The 741-nt window shown below is 57.4% G+C and carries 1 protein-coding gene; it reads left to right on the top strand.

Translation table 11 applies throughout. The features are described 5' to 3' along the window. On the top strand, positions 1–627 hold a 627-nt coding region (locus K4G67_RS17325; protein WP_239807489.1), incomplete at its 5' end, for a hypothetical protein. Between the last annotated feature and the right edge of the window lie 114 nt (positions 628–741).

The following is a 741-nucleotide window of genomic DNA, read 5'->3' on the forward strand; positions in this document are numbered from 1 at the left end:
GCGGGGGCTGATCTGATGGCGAAACAGTCTCAAGCGACGCCGACGTCGTTGTCCGTTACCGATCCCGATCGACCTGAAAGCTGGCTCTACTTGCTGAAAGCGGGCGCGCTTACCTTCGGCGTGCTCCGTTCGACGTTCAAGGATCGAACCAATAGCGCAGTAGAGTTCGGCAGACGAAAATTGCAGCCGGTCCCGCCGCCTCAATCCGATCCCGATGCCATCACGGCGGAAAGGGCGGATGTCATTCTGCCCCAAGGCGCCGAGGACCAGTTTGCCACGCCTCTTTCTTTCCTCGAAGGATGCGATGCAATGCAGGTCAACTCCAACATTCTTGTCTATCTGACCATCCCGACACCGGATGCGTGTCGCATGCATCACGCTTGGGAAACAGGGCGTGCCTTTGCGAAGATGCTGGCCGATGAGAGAGGCGTTGCAACGCTATTGATACAGCATGCGCCTGGACGGGTATCATGTTCTAACGATCCGCATCTGCACCTCATTATTTGTCCTCGCCAAGCCTCTAAAGCTGGCCTCGCGTATGGCGGTCTGGATCGCGAGCTCGTTTACAATGACGGCGCTTGTATTCTCGCCGAGCTATGGGCTGACTTCCTTGAATCGGGAGACTGATCATCGCGGAAGGGGCGCTCATGACAAGGGCGCCCCTTTTGTTATTTTCGATCCATCCAGAACCCGGGGACGGCAGCGGCAAAAGCGTCCTTTTGGTCCGCGTTTGCGCCGAGA

It is taken from the genome of Croceicoccus hydrothermalis (assembly GCF_022378335.1).
Classification (GTDB): Bacteria; Pseudomonadota; Alphaproteobacteria; order Sphingomonadales; family Sphingomonadaceae; genus Croceicoccus; species Croceicoccus hydrothermalis.